Source organism: Polynucleobacter sp. JS-JIR-II-c23 (genome assembly GCF_035011225.1).
GTDB lineage: Bacteria > Pseudomonadota > Gammaproteobacteria > Burkholderiales > Burkholderiaceae > Polynucleobacter.
The window spans coordinates 569,243-588,086 of record NZ_JAYGQT010000001.1; the positions used below are offsets into that span (position 1 = coordinate 569,243).

The 18,844-nt window shown below is 45.6% G+C and carries 20 protein-coding genes; 12 read left to right on the plus strand and 8 right to left on the minus strand.

Annotated elements, in window-relative coordinates; translation table 11 throughout:
- The first annotated feature begins 2 nt into the window (after positions 1 to 2).
- The 8 genes from ccoS (at position 3) to VC159_RS03025 (ending at position 5,533) form a co-directional block, all read left to right on the plus strand.
- Complete coding sequence (gene ccoS / locus VC159_RS02990) at positions 3 to 158, plus strand: cbb3-type cytochrome oxidase assembly protein CcoS (protein WP_216223553.1); 156 nt, start codon at positions 3 to 5, stop codon at positions 156 to 158.
- 190 nt (positions 159 to 348) lie between these two features.
- The gene (ccoN, locus tag VC159_RS02995; RefSeq protein WP_215320654.1) at positions 349 to 1,788 is read left to right on the plus strand and encodes a cytochrome-c oxidase, cbb3-type subunit I; all 1,440 of its coding nucleotides are present in this window, start codon (positions 349 to 351) and stop codon (positions 1,786 to 1,788) included.
- Positions 1,789 to 1,800: 12 nt separating this feature from the next.
- A complete protein-coding gene (gene ccoO, locus VC159_RS03000) occupies positions 1,801 to 2,451 on the plus strand; it encodes a cytochrome-c oxidase, cbb3-type subunit II (protein ID WP_215320652.1) in 651 nt (216 codons plus the stop codon).
- A 35-nt stretch (positions 2,452 to 2,486) separates the two neighbouring features.
- Positions 2,487 to 2,654, plus strand: a complete 168-nt coding sequence (locus VC159_RS03005) for a cbb3-type cytochrome oxidase subunit 3 (RefSeq protein WP_215358288.1) — start codon at positions 2,487 to 2,489, stop codon at positions 2,652 to 2,654.
- On the plus strand, positions 2,651 to 3,577 hold the full coding sequence (ccoP, locus tag VC159_RS03010) for a cytochrome-c oxidase, cbb3-type subunit III (RefSeq protein WP_215358286.1): 927 nt from the start codon (positions 2,651 to 2,653) through the stop codon (positions 3,575 to 3,577). Before VC159_RS03005 ends, ccoP begins: the two co-directional genes overlap by 4 nt.
- A 12-nt stretch (positions 3,578 to 3,589) precedes the next feature.
- A complete protein-coding gene (gene ccoG / locus VC159_RS03015) occupies positions 3,590 to 5,047 on the plus strand; it encodes a cytochrome c oxidase accessory protein CcoG (RefSeq protein ID WP_323472677.1) in 1,458 nt (485 codons plus the stop codon).
- A gap of 25 nt (positions 5,048 to 5,072) precedes the next feature.
- Positions 5,073 to 5,276 (plus strand): FixH family protein, encoded by a 204-nt coding sequence (locus VC159_RS03020; protein WP_215358284.1) that lies wholly within the window; start codon positions 5,073 to 5,075, stop codon positions 5,274 to 5,276.
- Positions 5,273 to 5,533, plus strand: a complete 261-nt coding sequence (locus tag VC159_RS03025) for a hypothetical protein (RefSeq protein ID WP_323472678.1) — start codon at positions 5,273 to 5,275, stop codon at positions 5,531 to 5,533. Before VC159_RS03020 ends, VC159_RS03025 begins: the two co-directional genes overlap by 4 nt.
- On the opposite strand, the gene fnr is transcribed toward VC159_RS03025, so the two are convergent.
- Positions 5,530 to 6,300, minus strand: coding sequence for a fumarate/nitrate reduction transcriptional regulator Fnr (fnr, locus tag VC159_RS03030; RefSeq protein WP_215358279.1), 771 nt, complete (start codon positions 6,298 to 6,300; stop codon positions 5,530 to 5,532). The genes VC159_RS03025 and fnr overlap by 4 nt on opposite strands.
- Before the next feature lie 76 nt (positions 6,301 to 6,376).
- Between fnr and VC159_RS03035 the strand changes: the two genes are divergently transcribed.
- Entirely contained in the window at positions 6,377 to 7,096 is a 720-nt protein-coding gene (locus VC159_RS03035) for a sulfite exporter TauE/SafE family protein (RefSeq protein WP_323472679.1), read from the plus strand.
- A 7-nt stretch (positions 7,097 to 7,103) separates the two neighbouring features.
- Here the strand turns inward: VC159_RS03035 and VC159_RS03040 are convergent, their stop codons facing one another.
- Complete coding sequence (locus VC159_RS03040) at positions 7,104 to 8,729, minus strand: SulP family inorganic anion transporter (protein WP_215358275.1); 1,626 nt, start codon at positions 8,727 to 8,729, stop codon at positions 7,104 to 7,106.
- Between the two features lie 20 nt (positions 8,730 to 8,749).
- Positions 8,750 to 9,151 (minus strand): DUF2177 family protein, encoded by a 402-nt coding sequence (locus VC159_RS03045; protein WP_215358273.1) that lies wholly within the window; start codon positions 9,149 to 9,151, stop codon positions 8,750 to 8,752.
- A gap of 86 nt (positions 9,152 to 9,237) precedes the next feature.
- Between VC159_RS03045 and VC159_RS03050 the strand changes: the two genes are divergently transcribed.
- The gene (locus VC159_RS03050) at positions 9,238 to 9,678 is read left to right on the plus strand and encodes a universal stress protein (RefSeq protein ID WP_215358271.1); all 441 of its coding nucleotides are present in this window, start codon (positions 9,238 to 9,240) and stop codon (positions 9,676 to 9,678) included.
- Between the two features lie 66 nt (positions 9,679 to 9,744).
- On the opposite strand, the gene VC159_RS03055 is transcribed toward VC159_RS03050, so the two are convergent.
- Entirely contained in the window at positions 9,745 to 10,974 is a 1,230-nt protein-coding gene (locus tag VC159_RS03055; RefSeq protein ID WP_251367709.1) for a M23 family metallopeptidase, read from the minus strand.
- A gap of 643 nt (positions 10,975 to 11,617) precedes the next feature.
- On the opposite strand from VC159_RS03055, the gene VC159_RS03060 reads away from it, so the two are divergent.
- Positions 11,618 to 12,751 carry a mandelate racemase/muconate lactonizing enzyme family protein gene (locus tag VC159_RS03060; protein ID WP_323472680.1) on the plus strand — a complete coding sequence of 378 codons (1,134 nt, stop codon included), beginning with the start codon at positions 11,618 to 11,620 and terminating at the stop codon, positions 12,749 to 12,751.
- A gap of 85 nt (positions 12,752 to 12,836) precedes the next feature.
- On the opposite strand, the gene VC159_RS03065 is transcribed toward VC159_RS03060, so the two are convergent.
- The 4 genes from VC159_RS03065 to VC159_RS03080 form a co-directional block, all read right to left on the minus strand.
- Positions 12,837 to 14,849: a TRAP transporter permease gene (locus tag VC159_RS03065; RefSeq protein WP_216262531.1), complete on the minus strand. Its 2,013-nt coding sequence runs from the start codon at positions 14,847 to 14,849 to the stop codon at positions 12,837 to 12,839.
- A 97-nt stretch (positions 14,850 to 14,946) separates the two neighbouring features.
- Positions 14,947 to 15,897, minus strand: coding sequence for a TAXI family TRAP transporter solute-binding subunit (locus tag VC159_RS03070; protein ID WP_323472681.1), 951 nt, complete (start codon positions 15,895 to 15,897; stop codon positions 14,947 to 14,949).
- 33 nt (positions 15,898 to 15,930) lie between these two features.
- Complete coding sequence (locus tag VC159_RS03075; RefSeq protein ID WP_323472682.1) at positions 15,931 to 16,857, minus strand: dihydrodipicolinate synthase family protein; 927 nt, start codon at positions 16,855 to 16,857, stop codon at positions 15,931 to 15,933.
- 13 nt (positions 16,858 to 16,870) lie between these two features.
- Positions 16,871 to 17,800 carry a 2-hydroxyacid dehydrogenase gene (locus VC159_RS03080; RefSeq protein WP_323472683.1) on the minus strand — a complete coding sequence of 310 codons (930 nt, stop codon included), beginning with the start codon at positions 17,798 to 17,800 and terminating at the stop codon, positions 16,871 to 16,873.
- An 85-nt stretch (positions 17,801 to 17,885) separates the two neighbouring features.
- On the opposite strand from VC159_RS03080, the gene VC159_RS03085 reads away from it, so the two are divergent.
- A complete protein-coding gene (locus tag VC159_RS03085; RefSeq protein ID WP_323472684.1) occupies positions 17,886 to 18,827 on the plus strand; it encodes a 3-hydroxyacyl-CoA dehydrogenase family protein in 942 nt (313 codons plus the stop codon).
- Positions 18,828 to 18,844 lie beyond the last annotated feature (17 nt).

Below are 18,844 nucleotides of genomic sequence, written 5' to 3' on the forward strand. Positions count from 1 at the left end.
GAATGGAAAGTCTATTTCTTCTCATTCCCATTTCTCTGGTTTTAATTGGCCTTTTGGTCTGGATTTTGAACTGGTCCATAAAAAGTGGTCAATTTGACGATTTAGACGGTCCTGGTGAGGCGATTTTGATGGATGATGACACTCCAAAATCCAAATAAGTTAGTAAACACTCTAAATAATAGCTATATATTTAAATAGCCCAAGCAATCTAGGGTTTCCCTTAGATGTGCAGGGTGAATTTGCCTCACCCTTTTTGATATAGATCAAATCCCCCTTGGGACTCTACTTTGATAATCAATCCAGTCTATTTGGATTATGTCGCTGTTTGGTCACAAAAAAGGAGAAACCATGGGACTTACCGTGGGGAGTAATCAAGATACCTTCAATTACAAGGTTGTCAGCCAATTTGCCATCGTTACTGTGCTTTGGGGAATTGTTGGCATGCTCGTGGGGGTTATCCTCGCAGCCCAGTTGATCTGGCCTGAAATCACTTTTAATATTCCTTGGTTGAGTTATGGTCGCTTGCGTCCTTTGCACACCAATGCAGTGATTTTTGCTTTTGGTGGGTCAGCCTTATTCGCAACATCCTATTACATCGTTCAGCGTACATGTCAGGCGCGTTTGTTTTGTGACAAGCTAGCAGCCTTTACCTTCTGGGGCTGGCAGGCAGTTATTGTGCTGGCTGCAGTGACATTGCCATTGGGCATATCAACCTCAAAAGAATACGCTGAGCTTGAGTGGCCGATTGATATTTTGATCACTGTAGTTTGGGTAGCCTATGCAGTTGTTTTCTTTGGCACCATCATGAAGCGCAAAACGAAACATATTTATGTTTCGAACTGGTTCTTCGGCGCATACATTCTGACTATTGCCATTCTGCATATCTTTAATAACTTAGAGATGCCTGCAACATTATGGAAGTCCTACTCTGCATATGCTGGGGTTCAAGATGCAATGGTTCAGTGGTGGTATGGCCACAATGCAGTAGGCTTCTTCTTGACCACTAGCTTCTTGGGCATGATGTATTACTTCATTCCAAAGCAGGCTGAGCGTCCAATCTATTCATATCGTTTGTCGATTGTTCACTTCTGGGCCTTGAACTTTACGTATATGTGGGCAGGCCCTCACCACTTACAACACACTTCTTTGCCTGACTGGACTCAGTCGCTCGGTACTGTGTTCTCTTTAATTTTGCTAGCCCCATCTTGGGGTGGCATGATCAACGGCATCATGACATTGTCTGGTGCTTGGTATAAATTGCGTCGTGATCCGATCTTGAAATTCTTGGTAGTGGCCTTGTCTTTCTACGGCATGTCTACCTTTGAAGGCTCCATGATGTCTATCAAGACAGTGAATAGCTTGTCTCACTATACAGACTGGACTATTGGGCACGTTCACTCTGGTGCTTTGGGTTGGGTAGCCATGATTACCATTGGCTCTCTCTACTATCTGATCCCGCGCTTGGTTGGTCAAAAAGAAATGTACAACACCAAGTGGATTGAGTTGCATTTCTGGATCGCCACTATTGGTGTTGTTCTCTATATCGCTGCAATGTGGATTGCCGGCGTTATGCAAGGTTTGATGTGGAGAGCGTTTGAACCAGACGGCACTTTGACATACAGCTTTGTCGAGTCTGTTAAAGCGACTTTCCCTTTCTATGTTATTCGTTTGATGGGCGGCTTGTGCTACCTAAGCGGCATGTTCTTGATGGCGTACAACGTCTTCAAAACAGTGCAGGGTAAAACTTTTGTAAATGCGCCTATTCCCATGGCCGTTGCTGAACACTAAAAGGAGAAGAAAATGTCTAGCGAAAATAAATTCTTTTCCCACGGAACGCTTGAGAAAAACGTTGGTTGGTTAATTATTGCAACGATCGTAGTCGTATCGATTGCAGGGTTGGTGCAAATTGTCCCACTCTTTTTCCAGCACACTACGACTGAGCCTAGCCCTGGCGTTGTTCCATACACAGCTTTGCGTTTAGCTGGTCGCGACATCTATCAACGTGAAGGTTGTGTTGGTTGCCATTCACAGCAGATACGGACATTGCGTTCTGAAGTAGAGCGCTACGGTCCCTATTCATTGGCTGGCGAGTCTGTATATGACCATCCATTCCTATGGGGCAGTAAGCGTACAGGCCCAGATTTAGCTCGTGTAGGTGGACGCTATTCAGATGCTTGGCATCAGATCCACCTAAATAACCCGCGCGATGTGGTGCCGGAGTCCAATATGCCTGCTTACCCTTGGCTTGGAAAAAATGCAGCTGATGCAAGCTCTATTCAGTCACATATGGTTGCTATGCGTCGTTTAGGCGTTCCATACACTGATGAAATGATTGCAAATGCACCTGCAGAGTTAGAGGGTAAGACGGAGTTAGATGCTTTAGTTGCTTATCTTCAGGGGTTGGGCATTACGCGTCGATATATCACTGTCGAAGAAGTTGTGGCGAAGTAATTAACAAGGTTATTAATTAAAACTACTTAAATCAAATGGAACAGATTACTCCCTACCTCTCGGCATTTTCTACAGTAATAGGCCTAGTTTTTTTTGTAGGAATTGTTTTGTGGGCTTGGTCTCCTGGTCGCAAGAAAGCAAATCAGGAATCAGCAGAGCTTCCATTTGATCTTCCGGATGAATTTAGTAAGGACAAATCATGAGTGACTTTTTTAGCAGCGGTTGGAGTGCTTACATCGCCTTAGTTGCATTAGTTGGAATTTTCTGGTGTATCTGGCTTTTGTTCTCCCAAAGGAAAGCAAAGGTTGTGCATACGGCCGATGGCGCAGTTGCTGATACGGGTCACGTATGGGATGGCGATCTGCGTGAGTTAAATAATCCATTGCCACGTTGGTGGATGTGGATGTTCTTGCTCTCTTGCATCTTTGCATTGGTCTACTTAGTGTTATTTCCAGGTTTGGGATCATTTCCGGGGATTATGGGCTACACCACTGATGGTGCTTTGATGAGCTCTATGACTGAAGCAAATGATGAGCTAAAGCCTGTTTATGCGAAATACGTCAAGATGGACATTGAGCAAGTGGCGGCCGATCCTAAAGCCCGCGAAATGGGTCAACGCCTCTTCCTGAATTCTTGTGCACAGTGTCATGGCTCTGATGCTGGAGGCGCTAAAGGCTTTCCTAATTTGACTGATGGTGACTGGCTCTATGGAGGTTCACCAGAAAATATCAAGGCATCCATTACCTATGGACGTGGCGGTGTGATGCCTCCATTCCCACAACTGGATAGCAATCAAATTGTGGATGTTGCTAACTATGTACGTAGCCTCTCAGGTTTGTCAGCAGATGATGCTAAAGCAGCCCGTGGCGCACAAGTATTCGCTGCAAACTGCGTAGCCTGCCATGGCCCTGATGGCAAAGGAAATATTGCTATTGGTGCACCAAACTTAACTGATAAAACTTGGTTATATGGCGGTTCAGAAGCGACGATTATTGAAACGGTAACTAAGGGTCGTATGGCTATGATGCCTGCTCAAGATAAGGTATTGAGTCCTGAGAAGATTCATTTATTAGCAGCTTATGTCTGGGGTTTATCTAACAATAAACAACCAGCAACAGCTAAGTAAGAATAGCAATCAGTGCCATATATTCCGCCGGGTGGGAAACCTGTTCCGATAGAAGTTATTGAGGAGTCTCTTTACGAGGTTCGGCGAAAGATTTATCCGCGTTCAGTATCAGGGCTCTTTGCCCGCTGGCGCTTCATTCTGGTATTTGCTACTCAGCTGCTGTTTTACGGCTTGCCATGGGTTAGTTGGAATGGTCGTCAAGCAGTTCTCTTTGATTTAATTCAGCGTAAGTTTTACATCTTTGGCCTCGTGTTATGGCCACAAGACGTGATTTATCTCACCCTCTTATTGATTCTTTCTGCGCTCGCTTTATTTCTATTTACTGCAGTTGCCGGGCGTTTATTTTGTGGGTATGCCTGTCCGCAGACCGTCTATACCGAAATCTTCATGTGGATCGAGCGCAAGGTCGAGGGAGATCGTTTTGCCCGTATTCGTTTGGATGGCGAAGAGTGGCCTTGGGGTTTCCGTAAATGGAGTTTAAAGATTACGAAGCATTTCCTATGGTTATTGATCGCATTCTGGACAGGCTTTACTTTTATTGGGTATTTCACCCCAATTAGCACCTTAGGTTCTGCATTAATTCATCTGTCTTTGGGTCCATGGCAGACTTTCTGGTTGTGCTTCTATAGCTTTGCAACCTGGGGTAACGCAGGGTTCATGCGTGAACAAGTATGTAAATACATGTGCCCATATGCACGCTTCCAAAGCGTGATGGTAGATAAAGATACATTCTTGGTGACATACGATAAAGTGCGTGGCGAACCAAGGGGCAGTCGCAGCAAGTCTGCAGATCTAACTTCCCTGGGTTTGGGCGATTGCGTTGACTGCAGTATTTGTGTTCAAGTTTGCCCTACTGGCATTGATATTCGTGATGGCTTGCAATATATGTGTATTGGTTGTGGCGCCTGCATTGATGCATGCGATCAAGTGATGGAGAAGGTAGATTATCCAAAAGGACTCATTCGCTATACGACTGAGCGTGCCATTGAGGATAAAGAGTCCAATCAAAGTGCGATTCGCCATATTTTGCGCCCGCGCGTATTGATCTACACCGCTTTTATCACTGTGCTTACAGCCGCTTTTCTAGTTTCTCTCGCCACCAGAAACCCATTAAGGGTTGATGTGATGCGTGATCGTGGGGCATTGGCGCGTGAGGTTGAGGGTGTAAGGATTGAGAATATTTATCGCATTCAAATCATGAATGCATCTGAAAATAATATGAATGTGCAGGTGAAGGCGCTTGGTTTGGATGGATTAAAAGTGCTTAATTCACAAGGGCAGATTGTTACCGAGATTGAGGTTGGGCCAGCTAGCAATCTTCTGATGCCGATCAAGGTGAGCGCTGATGTTGGAGCGAATGAGGCTGGTAACTACCCAATTCATTTTGATGTAGTTGCCCATGAGATGTCAGGTGACGAGTTAATTACGAGAACTCGCGAAGAGAAATCAACTTTTATTATTCCCCGTTAAGCCAAAAGCAATGGAGAGGATGGATATGACAGAACAACAAAATACTAAACCCTGGTTCAAGCAACTATGGCCATGGCTTTTAATTAGTGGACCTGCTGTAGCCATGATTGGCTGCGCTATCACTATTTACTTGGCTGTAAATCTGTATGCAGATAAGCCATTACGTGATGGCCTTGTGAAGCAGGGCTTAAAGGTTGAGCAGCTTAAAGATGCGCAGGCAGCAAAATGAAGTACCGCCTACTAATCTGGATTTTGTGGCCCTCATTTTTGGTGGCTGGCATGGCAGAGGGCTTGTTGTTTACTGTGATCCACCCACAAGACCTTTTATTTTTTGGTTACCACCCAGATATTTCTGATGAGGGTATTTATACAGTCGGGTTCTTCGTGATTTGGACCTTCTGTGCGATCTCTAGCGCGCTTACTGCTTATATCCTGCCTGGGATTGAGTCATCTGATAGCAAGGAAGTCGACCGCGGCTTAATTTAAGCCTGTTTGATTGGGATTTCAGGGCTTGCGCAGCCGTGGCGATCTGGGTTTGGAATACCTGCCAGTTCATATAACCCATCCATATCGATGAGTTTGATGTGGCGTTGTTTGATTTGAATTAAGCCCGACTCTGCAAAGCGTGAGAGCATGCGACTGACAGTTTCAATTTGAATCCCAAGATAGCTGCCAATATCATTGCGGCTCATACGCAAGTCAAATTCATTATTTAAATAGCCGCGTGCAGCAAGACGTTGCGAGAGGCTTAATAAAAAGGCTGCCAATCTTTCTTCTGCACGCATCGTGCCAAGTGATAGTAGGTGGCGCTGATCTTGAGTCAGTTCCCGACTCATGATTTTATGGAACTGATTTTGTAAGACGGGGATCTGCCGAGCCAAATCTTCAAAAGCATCGTAACGAATAATGCAGACTTCGCTCTCTTCAAGTGCAATTGCATCAGACTGATAATGACCTTCACCAATGCCATCAAGACCTAGAATCTCACCGGGAAGATGAAAGCCAATCACTTGTTGTCGACCATCTTGCAGACAGAACTCTGTTTTAAGGGTGCCAAAACGAACGCTATATACAGAACTGAGTGGATCGCCGTGACGATAAAGGCTTTCACCTTTTTGAAGATGAACGCGCTCTTTAACTAAGGTATCGATTTGGGAAACTTCGCTACTATTTAATCCAACCGGCAGACAAAACTGACCCAGTACGCAAACTGAGCATTTGCTGGTTGGGCTATCGGTAGGTTTGTAGTTCATATTGGGGCTGATCTATGGGATCAGTTTATTCTATAAGTATGAAGATTATGGCTTTTACCTATTTTCTGTTAATTTCATGCTGACAGCTAGCTTACTCGTTGCGGTCTTTCTGGGCGCTCTTGTGAGTGGCTGGCACTGTGCACTGATGTGCGGTGGAATAGCGGCTGCCATAGAGCGGCCCAAAGCCCTGGAGACCCCTCTAAGACCAAAATCTGAGCTTTTTTACCTCCAATTAATCATGCATTTGGGTCGTGTCACAACTTATGTCTTACTGGGCATACTTGCCGCTTCAGTAGGGGTTGTGGTTTGGCAGCAAAACCTCATTCCAATCCAGCGCCCCTTATTTGCTTTAACTTCCCTGATCTTAATTTTGATGGGGGTACGCCTGCTCAGATTGGGCAAGTCAGAAGGCCTACTTGGCGGCAAATGGTTAAGTACAAAAATTGCAGCTTATTGGGCTAAATACTTGGGTGCTATGGCTAGCGGTCCTTCGCGTTGGTTTAGCGGCATGCTATGGGGTTTGGTGCCCTGTGGATTGGTCTACAGCGTTTTACCACTCGCCTTTTTATCTGGGGATGTTTTAACTGGTGCCGCACTGATGTTGGCATTTGGCTTGGGCACATTGCCTAACCTATTGCTGATCTCTAAATTTTCAGCGGCACTGACTCAGTTTGGGCAATATCTATGGGTGAGGTATTTGGCTGCTGCACTTCTATTGATTGCAGGCGGCTTTGGTATGTATCGTGCCTGGGTATTGCCGGAAGTCTTATTAAAAGGTGGCTTCTGTATTTCTTAAGTCGCTATTAAGCTGTTGCTGCTTCTATTCCGGAGCTTAGATCTGGGTAGAAAGAATCTTGGGGTAGTGCCGATAGAAATTCACTGCGCTCTGCCATCTCTAATGGTTGATGCGCTAAGCCGCAAATGATCAATCGAATATTACGAATCTTGCACAGGTGCGCTAGTTCCATGATCGTATCCATCCCAGAAGTATCAATGTAGATTACGTTCTTTAAATCGAGCAAGAGTGTTTGTGAGGGTAAATTCGTTTCAATCTTTTCAAGGAGTTTTACTGCCCCAAAAAAGATGGCACCATGAATGCGATAGGCATCAATTCGACCTTGCTGATTACTCAGCCCCGGGTAATCGCTGACTAGAGCAGGCTCACAACGCGATAGACTAGAGATGCGGTAAATGAAGGTAATAAAGGCGAGCAGTAAACCTACTTCTACTGCAATCGTGAGATCTAGTACAACAGTGAGAATAAAGACGCTCAAGATGGTGATTCGATACGGCAAGCGGAATTGCTTCAGATCGATGAACTTCTGCCACTCTCCCATATTCCAGGCCACATAAATCAAGATGGCGGCAAGGCTAGCTAAAGGAATGTTTTTGGCGAGCGGCGCTGCAAACAAAACGATGACTAGTAAAGTTGCTGCATGCACGAGTCCAGAGACAGGTGTAGTGCCGCCACTCTCTATATTAGTAACCGTGCGAGCAATCGTTCCGGTCGCTGGCATGCCACCAAAAAATGGAATCGTGAAGTTAGCAATGCCTTGAGCTACTAGCTCTTGATTTGATTCATGGCGATCATGAATGAGGCCATCGGCAATGCGCGCACAAAGTAAAGATTCAATTGCACCTAAAAGGGCAAGTGTTAGGGCTGGTGCCACCATGTATTGAGCGCTATCCCAGCTTACCGGAATCCATTCAAAAGCGGGGAGCCCTGAAGGGATGCCGCCAAAGCGACTACCAATCGTATCTACCGGTAAATTAAAAATGCTGGTAACGATCGTAGCAACCACCATTGCTACCACTGTGCCAGGAAGATGAGAGAGCCAGCCTAAGCGATTCTGAAATAGCTTCCATAAAATGAGTAAGGCAAGACTCCCACAAGCTAAACCAAGCGCAATGGGGTTAAAGGTGTCTGCTGCTAAGTAGAGCGCATGCACTGATTGAAAAAATTGAGCTGGCATTTTTTCAATCTGAAGTCCGAAGAAATCTTTGACTTGAGATAGCCCAATCAAAAAGGCAATGCCATTGGTAAAACCAATAATGACTGCAATTGGAATGAAGCGTACTAGCGTTCCAAGGCGAAATACTCCCATCAGAAATAAAAATACTCCTGACATGGCGGTTGCGAGTAATAAATTTGGAACACCATAGCGCTCCACAATGCCGTAAACAATGACTATGAAGGCGCCGGCCGGTCCGCCAATTTGTACGCGGCTACCTCCAAGTAAGGAGATAAGCCCGCCAGCAATAATGGCAGTAAAAATACCCGCTTGGGGTTTGAGTCCACTGGCAATAGCAAAAGCCATGGCTAATGGGAGCGCAACAACGCCAACCGTCATTCCAGCAAAAACATCCTTAGTGAAAAGGGCGCGGCTATAGCCAGAAAATGAGTCAAAAAGTCGGGGACGAAAAAACATAAGATGAATGTTTCAATGGCCTAAGAGATGCGGTTGCCAACCCAGTATGCAAAACTCGCACACAAGGCGGTAACAAAACTGCCCCATGCAATATCAATGAAAGCTAATTGCGTTGGAAAGTTTCTAACCACCGCCAGATTGGTGAGGTCGTAGGTCATGTAGCAAAACAGGCCAAATAAAGCGCCATATTGCAGTGCATATATCCAGGATTGTTTTGATAGCGCTGGAACAATTACAAAAATGCAGACGCCTAATGCATAAAGAAGGTAGAACGCGAGCCCAGCTAGAAGTTTAGGTTCGCTGGCCATTAAGTCACCCATCTCATTGCGATAGAGATTCTTTGCGATACCTAAAAGCCATACCAAATCGATTGCAATGAGGGCGATTAAAAATGAGAGGTAAATGGCAAAATTCTTGAGCAATTAAGTTACCTTTATTCTTTTATAGGCTAATAATAAGTATTATGATGGAAAGAGCAGACGAGTAGTTCAATTTAAAGGGAGTCAACATGTTTAAGCATTTATTGGTGCCAGTAGATGGTTCAGATGTCAGCAAAAAATCCTTAAAGAAAGTCGCCGCACTTGCTAAGGCAGATGGCGCTGCAGTTACTTTGGTATATGTTTCTGATCCTACACCTCCGATGGTTTATTCAGATAGCACCATGGGCTATGGAATTTCAAAGAAACAGCACACAGAAGCTTGCGCGGCTTTTGCACGGGATGTATTTAAGAAGTCTACAACCGCACTGGGAGCTGGCGCTAAGGTGAAAAGTCTTCACATTGAAAATAGCAACCTATCTGAAGGTATTTTGGCTGGCGCAAAAAAAGCGAAAGCGGATGTGATTGTTATGGCGTCTCATAAGCGCACAGGTATCAAAGGGATCCTGTTGGGTAGCGAGACCCATGAAGTCATTGTGCATTCCACATTGCCAGTATTAGTTCTGGGTTAATTTACCCAGCATCAAGTGAAAAGGGTCCAATTGGACCCTTTTTTTCAGTAGTATTCCTGAATTTATTTAGTTATGCTTAATAGGGCTACCTAGCAGAAGCATCTCTCTAGTTAGCTGCCCACTCTCGTTATCGCGCATGGACCATAAATCAAGTTGGGTTTTGGAGCCATATGGGTCTACATAAATCCCATTTTTCCTTAATTCAAAATGAAGGTGTGGCCCCGTTGATCTCCCGGTTGTTCCTACGTAGCCAATTTCCAAGCCGCGCCGCACTTCGTTACCTAACTCAAGCTCTACGTTGTAATTACTCAAGTGGGCATAGTAGGTGTGGTAATTGCCTGGATGCTCTAAAACAATTAAGTTTCCAAATGCACCGCTAAAGCCTATGTGCACTACTTTGCCATTGGCAACACTAAAAATGGGGGTGCCGATTGGGGCAGCATAGTCAATCCCCATGTGGGCGCGATAGCGTTGCTTTGTTGCTGGCGACTGGCTTGGGGCAGCTGGCGCGGGACTCTTGCTGCGCTTGCTTGAAGAGGCTCTGACCATGCCTACCCCCCGGGAAATACGGCGATAGCTTAATGGGTTAGTCCAGAAGGAGCGCTCAAGCGATTCTCCGGATCCTGTAAAGAAGCCCCCAGGTATATCACTGCGCTCCATCCAAAAAGCATTCGCATAAACGTCTTTGGTGGTGGGGTCAATAATTTCTGCAGCCCAAATTTGCGCCCATCTTTCTCGATCGCCAAAGTCAACAATCAAGCGCACAACGCTGTTAGTATTTTCGAGAGAATTATTTTCTTCAGGATAGATTTGCTTGATCAGGGAATTTAATTCCCAAACCAGCTCAACTGGCAATTGATCGCTTACTTTTCGAGTGTCATACAAGACATCTCTTAAAGGAATCCGAATCTCAGTTAAGCGCTTAGATTCATCCTTAAGATAGTCTTGCTGAATTAAAAACCCACCAACAGCAGATGGTGTAAATGTCCATACTTCAGTTTTACTATCTTGGATTGGACCATTCATGATGCTCAATGAGTCGAAACGATTACGACTTCCAAAGGCAACCGCATAAGGGATGCAATCTCCACGCATGTGATCAAAAAATGTTTTAGTCTGATTTTTGAAGAATTCAGCAAACTGGCGGTTATCAATGCCAACGCTAGCTGGTAGGCTATCTTCATTAAAATTACGTCTCAGGCATCCTTGAGCTACTCGATAGTCAAGGTTTGCATCGCTATCGAGCATCAATTCATCTGGGGCTTTTCGCTGAAATAGCGATGGGTTCAGGCTCATGCTATTAGTTTTTGAGCCAGTACCCGCTGATTTATCTTTGAAGCCAACCTGCCTGCTGCTTTGGACTGTTATCTTTTTGCGCGCTTGGGTCGTATTTTGAGGTTGGCTGCTTTGAGCTGCATATGCCAAGCCCGGGGTTGAGCTAAGAAAGGCGCAGCCAGAAAAAATGATTACTCCCCTAGTGAACAGGGAGCCAAGAGATACTTTTTTATTCACCCCTCAATTATCTAATAATGTGAGGGCTCTTCCGAATAAATATGCTGTGCTGCAGCAAATTAGACTTAATCTTGATCGGGCGCTAGCTTGAGAGCTTCAAAGGCGGCTTTCAGCCTTTGCCCATAATTTTGCTTTACAGCGACCGCCTCATCGACTGGCCAAGGTCTAAAACCGGCAGCTTTAGCAATATCAGTTTTGCCACTTTTAACTAAATCTGTTGCACAACATGGTGGTTTGAGGATATTGGGGGGGGTGAATGTATCAACTTTGCAGCAAATCTAACATACAAGATACTTGTTCGGATAACAACAACTCGGCTCATTTTCGCCATCTGCATTTGTAATGGAGTGGATTAATTATTCTTTATTCAGGCACCTGTCGGCACATTAAATTCTCGATACAATCAATTTTTGATTAAGGAGTTTAGATGCCGATTATTGAATCCATCCAAGTTGCCTCTGTAGCAGTACCTTTGGATAAAGTCACTTCATTTTCCACTCGCACTGTTTCTGAGCGTCACTATTGCCTGGTAAAAGTTCGCGGCAAGGATGGTAATGAGGGCATCGGCTTTTGCTATGTCGGCAGTGCCGGCGGAGATATTGCCAAACTTGCTGTTGAGCAATTGCTGGCCCCCAAACTCATTGGTCAAAATAGTCACCGCAGTGAAGGTCTCTGGATGGAGATGTATAACGAATCCATCCTCCAGGGTCGTGCAGGCGCAGTAATGCGCGGCATCTCGATTTTGGATACTGCTTTGTGGGATTTAAATGCGCGCTCAGTTGGCTTACCTTTGCATCAATACTTGGGTTCAGTGGTTGATGATCGGGTGCCAGCTTATGCTAGTGGCGGCTACTATCTTGAAGGTAAAACGCCTGCCAAGTTAGGCAAAGAAATGGAGTCTTACGTAAAGCAGGGCTTTAAGGCAGTCAAGATGAAGGTGGGGCGTTTATCGCCTTCAGAAGAGGAGGCGCGTGTAAAGGCGGCTCGCCAAGCTGTAGGTGATGATGTATTGCTTACTCTCGATGCAAATAATGCCTGGCGCGATCTACCTACGGCTCTCGAGTATGTGCGTCGCTTTGAGGCATACAACCCGTATTGGATTGAAGAACCTTTTTCTCCAGATGCGATTGATTTACATGCTGCCTTGGCGCGTCAAACCAAAATCAACGTTGCTACCGGTGAAATGGAAGCAGGGCGCTGGCGCTTTAGAGAGTTGATTGACGCCGGTGGCGCCGCTATTCTGCAATCTGATGCTGCTGTTTGTGGTGGCATTACCGAATGGAGAAGAATTTCTGCATACGCTGATTTGAAGGGCATCATAGTTTGCCCGCACTGGATGCATGATTTGCATGCGCCATTGGTGGCGGCCACACCGAATGCGCGCTTTGTTGAATTCTTCTTGGATGATCAGGTGCTGAACTTCCGTAGATTGATCAATAAGCAGCTGACATTTAAGAATGGGGATTTGATTTTGCATAAAACCCCTGGTTTAGGTTTCGAGTTCGATGAAGCTGCTGTCAAGAAATATGCAGGTAAAGCTGCTTGGACCAAAATTTCTTAAGATAAGCAATGACTAGAAACAACAAGGCCCGCTCAAGCGGGCCTTGTTGTTTTGAGGATGAGATCATTCGTTTATCAGATATGCCTTAAGAAGATCTGGGATTGAGTTTGAAATGGGTAATCGTTTGAGTCACTAGCACCAGGCCAAATCCAACGAAGCCAACTAAATCTGCCTCTGTGGAGGGGTAGGCAAGGGCAACCCCAGAGATCACCATGATGATTCGTTCAAAGATCTTGGTTTTCTCAATGAACCAACCTTGTAGTCCACCAGCTAGGCAGATGATTCCAACAACGGCCGTGAAAGAGACCCAAGCAATTTGCATCCAGTCCGCCTGCTCTAGAGCGCTGGTTGATCCCATCAATAACAAGCTAACGCCTGACTTATCTAACACAAACATAAATGGAACCAGAATGGCTGGAGCAACATACTTCCAAGTTTGCAAAGTGGTCTTATAGGGGTTGCCTTTACAAATTGCGGCGGCTGCAAATGGTGAGAGTGCAGTCGGTGGCGATACTTCAGAAAGTACAGCGTAATAGAAGATGAACATGTGAGCTGCAAAAGCAGGCACACCTAAATTAATCAAAGCAGGCGCTGCGATTACCGCACAAATAATGTAAGAGGCAGTTACTGGAACAGCAAGGCCAACCACCCAAACTACGAGGGCGGTAAAGATAGTCGTTAGTAAGAGCGAGCCACCCGCGTACTGAATCACAATCGAGCTAAATTTCAGGCCAAGACCAGTCAGGGTAACGGTACCCACAATCAGACCAGCGCCAGCACAGGTAGCGGCAATTGCTAAAACACCAGTTGAACCAGTTGCAAGTGCCTTAGTCAGGTTGGAGTTGTATAGCCCAGAAAGAATCGGTTCTTTGCCCTTAAACCATGCCCAAGGAATGATGGCGGTATCTTCACGCAACATGCTTGAGAGGGCCGAAACTACTGTCGCCCAGAATACGGACATGACAGGAGAGAAGCCCATCAACATAAACACCACAATCGAGATGAGGGAGAAAAAGTGAAACCAGTATTTCTTAGTGAGCTGCCAGGCTGTTTCAGCAGACTCAAAGTGAATGTTTTTCATGCCATATTTGCGTACATCAATTTCGACCATCACAAATAAGCCAAGATAAAAAAGGATAGTTGGGATGGTTGCCATCAGCAATACATCTAAATAGGAGATCTTGAGAAAATCTGCAATCAAGAATGCGGCTGCGCCCAGTACAGGAGGCGAGATAATGGCACCAAGACCACCCGCTGCCAAAAGTCCGCCAGCAGCATTTTTCTCGTAACCTACTTTATCCAACATGGGAGCTGCAACTGAGCCCACAGTAACTGTTGTTGCAACACCCGATCCTGATGGTCCGCCGAGCAAGAAGGAGGACATTACGATGGTTCTACCAACTCCAGAAGATTTTCCACCCATTGCTGCGAATGAGAAATCAATAAAGAACTTTCCTGCGCCAGTAAATTGCAAGAAAGCGCCGAAGATGGTGAAAAGAATGATGAGGGTTGCAGAAACATCAACAGCAGTGCCATAGATGCCTTCTAGAGTCATATACATATAACCCACCAAACGATCAAGATCGTAACCCTTGTGAGTCCAAGGCGCCGGTAAGTAGTTGCCAAACAATGCATAGAGCAGAAACAGGATGGTTACCGAGACCAAGATCAAGCCATTGGTTCTGCGCACGCTTTCTAAGATGAGGAGAATTAATGCAATACCCACCATGACATCCGTAGAGTTGGGCGCAGTGTTGCGGTCCATAAAGTCGTCACCACCACTCAGAATGTAATAGGCAATTCCAACGGATACGAGCGCAAAAACGATATCCCAGGGCATTAAGCGATTTTTGAAGCGATCGGCTATTGGAAAGCTGAGGAATACTAAGAATAAAACCAGAGCAACGTGAATGACTCGCAATTCTTGTGTTGGAACAATAGAATAGGCCGCATATAAATGAAAGAGAGACATGCCTACTGCCACCAGGGTGATGAACTTCGCTAGTAGTCCTTTGTAGTCATTGGAGTCGCCTTCCTCTTGCTTGATAAAGGCGTCTAGTTTTTCTTGGGTTTCGTTGTCAATAACGTTTTGATTCATGTCTCAACCTCTGTAATTATTTTTATGCACTACTTTATTTTTTACTACCGTAAAACGAAAGGGGTGAGATTCACTCACCCCCGATACAAACATCAACTTAATTGAGTTTGACGTTCTTTTCTTTAAAGTACTTAAGTGCGCCTGGATGAAAGTCAACTGGGGTTGATTTCGTTTTTTGATTTTCCAGGCTGACGTTCATGTATTCCTGATGTGTGCGAACCAGATCAAGTTTGTTGTCAAACATGGTTTTGACAATCTTATAAGCTTGATCATCAGGCATATTGGCATTGACTACTAAGATATTGGCAACGGCTGCAACTTTATTGTCCTTGGCCATACCGCTATACATCGCTTTAGGAATAATGGCTGTGAAATACAAATTGCCATATTTCTTATTCATGATAGGTACCTCATCAGAGGTATCCACCATGACAATTTTCATGCCAGGACTATTAGCCAAGTCAGTGACAGCTGCAGTTGGAAGGCCACCAACCCAAAAGAAGGCATCAATCTTGCGATCTTTCACGGCGTTCACAGATTCAGCTACGCTTAAACGCTCACGCTTGACATCTTTATCCTTATCAAGACCAGCAGCTTCTAATAAACGAAAGGCCATCACTTCTGTTGCGCTACCAGGGGCGCCAGTACTAATGCGCTTGCCTTTGAGATCTTTCATGGACTTGATGCCAGTAGACTCTACGGTTACTACGTGCATCAGGTTTGGATAAAGAACTACCAGGGTGCGTAAATCCACTTTTTTGCCAGCAAACTTACCTTCGCCAATCTGAGCATCTTTAGCGGCATCAGCCATCGAGAAGCCAACGTATGGCTTGCCTGTACCGATGAGGTTTAAGTTATCTACCGAGCCCCCGGTCACTTCTGCAGTAGCAGACATGCCAGGCACCTTGCTCGAGAGAACAGAGGCAAGACCACCACCCATCGGGTAATACACGCCGCCTGTACCACCAGTGGCGATAGAGATGTTTTGAGCGCTAACACTCGCGCAAAGAAAGCTAAGCGATAAGGCAATGACTTTAAATAGTTTCATTGTTGTCTCCTAATGAATTTTTATATTTTGAAATTACAGACCTGGCATGCTGAAGTTAATTGCTTTGAGCTCGCTGAGTAGTTGCGCTTGTTGCTCAGCGCTTAACTGCATCAATGGTGGACGCACTCTGAGCCACTCAGAATCCTTGGTGTAATGGGCTACGGCAGTCTTCATACCTGCAATCATTTGATACTTGGCAAAAATTCCACGTACTTGATCCAAGTTTGCTTGAAGAGCATCAGCGTTTGATTCTCTCCAGTGTGCCGCTAAATCGGCAATCGCTTTTGGATTGACGTTGGCAGTAGCGGAGATGCAGCCAACACCGCCAGCACGCAAGGCACGCATCAGGAATACTTCGCTACCTGCATAGACGCGGAAGCCTGAAGGTGCTAATAATTTAATGACCGATTCTGTGTAAGACCAATCGCCAGAGCTGTCTTTCATACCCACAACGGTCTTTGGATACTCTTTTGCTAGGCGCTCAAGCAAAGAGAGACTTAAGTTCACTTTAGTAACCGGTGGAATGTTGTAGATATAAATCTGCAAAGCTGCGCTGCCTACTTTTTGAATCACTTCAGAGAAATAAGCAAATAGGCCGTCATCAGTAACGTCTTTGTAATAGAACGGTGGCAACATTAATACGCCTGCGCACTTATGGTTGACCGCATGACGTGTCATATTCACGGTGGCATCAATCGATGTTGCTCCGGTACCTGGCATTAAGTGCTCAGGCTCTAATCCACCCTCTATTAATGCTGTTAAGGTGCCCATCTTCTGCGGGGCAGACATCGAGTTTGCTTCTGAATTCGTGCCAAAGATAGCCTGCCCAACACCATTAGCTTCTAGCCATTGGCATTGTTTTAATAACTTAGGAGCATCTGGACTGCCGTCCGCCTTAAATGGGGTGATGACAGGGGATAACACCGCTGGCAAGGTGGAAGGGTGCAGAGAAATCGTCATGCTGGCTCCGTTTTTAGTTATTTACTTCAGATGGAAGTGTTTGTTGGTTAAAGAAGGCTTCTAAATTATCTACGGCTAAGTTGGTCATGGCTATTCGTGTTTCCGAGGTAGCACTCCCAATGTGCGGTGTTAACAATACATTATCAAGTGTTAAAAATTCATGACTTGGGTTAGGTTCGTTCTCAAAAACATCCAAGGCCGCACCAGCAATCTTTTTATGTTGCAGCGCATATAAAAGTGCCCCCTCATCGACCACACTGCCGCGGGCAATATTGATTAAATATCCCGACGGCCCTAAAGCTTCTAGAACCTTCGCATTAATCATATTGTCTGTATCGGGGGTTGCTGGGCACGCCAAAAACAAGATGTCGGAGGCCTTGGCTAATTCTTGAGCATCTGGATAGTAGGCGTAGGGCAAAGATTTTTTATTGGGTCCTGAATACGCAATCTCAACTTTGAATGGCTCTAAACGTTTAGCCAGGTCTTGCCCAATACGACCCATGCCAGCGATACCTACTCGTTTACCAGCCAAGGTGGCGGTGAGCCTAAAGGGCGCTTTTGACCAAGCGGTGCTTTTGACGTATTCCTGAGCCTCGGGCAGTTGGCGCAGTAGGGCTAGCATCATGCCAATGGCCAGTTCGCATACGGCATCGTTTAGGACGCCAGGGGTGTTGCTTGCTTTAATCCTTTGTTCTTTGAGGTAAGCCAAAGGAAGGTTGTCATAGCCAACCCCACAAGTGGCAACCATACGAATACTGGGAATCTGTTTAACTAGGGCCTCGGGCAGTTTGGTATTGGAGCGAATCAAAATCGCCTGAAAGTTTCCGGCAGGAGCAGGCGCTTGAGGATCGGGATGATGAAAAGGGGTAAAGCGCCGATCTATTTCTGCCTGCATAATTTCAGGGAAATGGCCGACCTGTAGCACCGAATTGACGGGGATCATGTCTCACTAACTTTTTTATTGAAATAATGACCCCATTGTAAGAGGATTTTTCAGAAAAAGTCCTTCCCCTTTTAGGAGAGTATTCATGTTATTTACCCCAGCTGAAACCAAGGTAGTTATTGTCGGTGGCGGCACTATGGGTGCAGACGTTGCAGCCGTTTGTGCACGCGGTGGCTGTGCGGTCCAGGTGGTTGAGCCAACTACAGAGCGACGAGCCCTTCTACCGGATTATTTTGCAAGCACCATGGTGGATCTTGGTTATGAGCATCGCATTCATTTGCTGTCTGTGGCGGGTTCGCTCGAAGAGGTGGATTGGTCTGATATTGATCTGGTGATTGAGTGCGTACCTGAGCGTTTAGACATCAAGCGAGAGCTATTTGCTAAGTTGGAAAAATATGCAAAGCCTGAGGCGGTATTGGCAAGCAATAGTACGAGCTTCCCGATTAGTGAAATTGCCAACGGCCTAAAAACAGCTGCCCGCATGATTGGCTTACATTTCTTTATGCCTGCCCATCTAGTGCCTTGTGTGGAGGTGGTATATGGGGCAAAGACTTCGCCAATGGTGGGTGAAAGCCTCTCACGTTTAATGACAGCGTGTGGCATGGTGCCTGTTACTGTGAAAAAAGATCTTCCAGGATTTTTGGCTAATCGTTTGCAGCATGCTTTATCGCGTGAGGCTTTTTCAATGGTTGATGAAGGCATCTGTACACCAGAAGATATTGATAAAGCCGTTCGTTTTGGTTTTGGCTTTCGCTATATCGCCGCAGGCCCAGCTATGCAACGAGATCATGCTGGCCTTGAGGTACACGGTGCTGGAGGCGCAACCATCTATCCAACCTTAAACAATTCACCAACGATAGCGAAGTGCTTGAGTGATCGCATCGCTAGCGGCAAGTTTGGTATGAAAACTGGCGAAGGCTTCTTCACTTGGACAGCTGAAACCATTAAGGCTGAACGTGAGCGCTATCAAAAAGCATTGCGTGCTGGCCTGAAGATTATTCAGAAAGATCTTCCTGAAATTAAATAGCAACTAGTTGTTGAGTT